This is a genomic window from Bacteroidota bacterium, assembly GCA_034723125.1.
In the GTDB taxonomy this organism is placed as follows: domain Bacteria; phylum Bacteroidota; class Bacteroidia; order CAILMK01; family JAAYUY01; genus JAYEOP01.
On the sequence record JAYEOP010000343.1, the window covers coordinates 1 to 2,516 of the forward strand.

A 2,516-nucleotide genomic window follows, 5' to 3' on the forward strand; every position below is an offset into this window, starting at 1 on the left:
AAATACCTGTTGAATTGAAAGAAAAAATATTTTTAAGACTTTTTGAAACGGCAGAAATTGCGAAACTTAAACCTGACGAATACAAACAATACGAAGCAAGTGTAAATGCTTACCGAGATATTTTTAATATCAAAAATACATACCTAGAAAAAGGAAAGATTGAAGGAAAGATTGAAGATGCCATAAAAATGCTCGAAAAAGGATTAGAAGTAGCTTTAATAAGTGAAATAACAGGACTAACAGAAAAAGAAATTAACGAATTGAAATAATAACAAATGCTAACACCTAAGCATATAAAAATCCCATAGTGCAAGCTTACCTACGGTTTTTTTGTGTATTGTTGAACCTGCTTACCAAGGCTCGGCAGGCAAGAAAAGATAAACAATTTGTTATCAAATAAATAATTATTACATTTGCAAATAAATTTAAGATATATTCAAAATTTATTAGAACATGAAAATATTTAAACTACAGAGATTTACACTCATATTAAAAGCAAAGGGCTTAGCGGTATTGATAACCCATTGGATAATATTGAATTATGAAATCTTTTAACAAAAAATATAACGAAAATATAATGACTGGTCATTATATTCACTCGTTACCTGCAATGTTAAAAAGACAACGACATATATTGACACATAGGAATAATATTTTTGTAACCATAATTCATCAATTTTTTAACTTAAAATTAATTTTATGAGAAATTATCAATGTAAGAAATGTGCAACACACATTACAAGTGACAAAACACCAAGTGCTTTTAATTGTCCGAAAGGTGGACATCATCAATGGACGGATCTTGGTGAAGTTGGACCAAATAATTATCAATGTAAAAAATGCGGATTATTATTGAAATCCAAAAATACACCTTCTGCTTTTAATTGTCCTAGTGGCGGACATCACCAATGGACAAAACTTAAAAAAATGAAACCGAATATTTTTAGATTAGCCACAAAGGAGCTGTCACAAGACGGCTTCTTTACTTGGCTTTTGCAGTGGGCAGACAATAAATTCAGCCAACTTGACTCTCAATTAAATGAAACTGCAAAAGATTTTGTTAGGTTACTTCTTGATAAAACAGAAGACTTTCAGATAACCAAAGTTAATGCAGGCAGACAATGGAATAATATTGATATTTGGGCAGAAATCAATGATGAGTATTTTATAGGCATTGAAGATAAAACGAATACAGGTGAACATTCTGGCCAGTTGGAAAGATATAAACAAATCGCATCTGACCATTACAAAGACAAAAATTATAAACTTGTTTTTGTATATCTTAAAACGGGAAATGAAAGTTCTGCAACACTTAAAAAAGTCATTGAAAAAGGTTACTCTACAATTGATAGAAAAGCCGTTTTAAATGTATTTAGCCAAAAAGTAGTGCAAAATGAAATCTTCAAAGACTTTAAAGAATATTTGTCTGCCATTGAATACCAAACAAATTCTTATACAAATTTCGAAAACATAGTTTCAGAATGGAAAGCAGGTGAAGGTTTTTTTATTAAACTACAAGAACTAATACCCGAATGGACAGATTGGAGATATGTTCCAAATCAAACTGGTGGTTTTTTAGGGTTTTGGTATCACTGGCAAGGAACAAATGACATTGGAGAAATTTATATCCAAATCGAAAATGCTTTTGAATACGGAATAAAACTTGTCATTAAAATTGCTGACTGGGAACCAAGTACAGAAACCCTTTACAGATTACTTAACGAAATAAGACCTTTTGCAGATAAAAATGGAATTTCAATAGTAAAACCAAACAAATATAGAGCTGGTGCGACATCAACATTGGCAATTATTGAAAATGCTTTTACAGTGGACAATGAAGGTAATTTTGAAATAGACAAATTCATAATGACTTTGAAAGCACTTGAAAAAACAATTGATAAATATTGTGAAGAACAAAACACAGCAGGTAACACGCAATAAAAAACATAGGGTAGAAAGTGCTAAATTTGAGCGACATAACATTTAATAGACGGTTCAGTAAATTGATAAGTAGGAGCTTCGAAATACCCTACGTTTCTTATTGCCACCGTCAGACTGTCTAAAAAAATCAACAATTTGTAGAAAATAATAATTTGCCACCAAAGAAATAATTTCTATTTTTATAAATGAAATTTATACAAGGAAAAGACAGAAGACAGGCATATATTTTTCCAACATCACTGTAAGAAGCAATTCGAAAAACGCAAACTAAAAAAAGCAAATTATTTTTTGAGCAAAGCAGAAGTGTCCTTATATTTGATAAAAATTTAATCGGTGGTTAGGCTTATTAGTCAGACTGCCGTTATTGTGCATTAAAAACAACAACATTCAGATAAATTATAGATAATATTTGGATATTTTAATAAACTATTATATTTTTGCATTCAGATATAATATAGGTAAGTAATGGATAAATATATAAATAAATTGAACTTTGATTTTCAAACAAATCAGAAAATATTAAATCTGATTTCTCAAATTGATTTATACAAAGGCAAATGGAACAGTATTGAAAA

General features: G+C 29.6%; 2 protein-coding genes. Both read left to right on the top strand.

The genetic code is table 11. From position 1 onward, the window contains the following. Positions 1 to 269: hypothetical protein (locus U9R42_09425; protein ID MEA3496241.1), on the top strand; the 269-nt coding region annotated here is incomplete at its 5' end. A 430-nt stretch (positions 270 to 699) separates the two neighbouring features. Further along, positions 700 to 1,941, top strand: a complete 1,242-nt coding sequence (locus U9R42_09430; protein ID MEA3496242.1) for a PD-(D/E)XK nuclease family protein — start codon at positions 700 to 702, stop codon at positions 1,939 to 1,941. Positions 1,942 to 2,516: the final 575 nt, after the last annotated feature.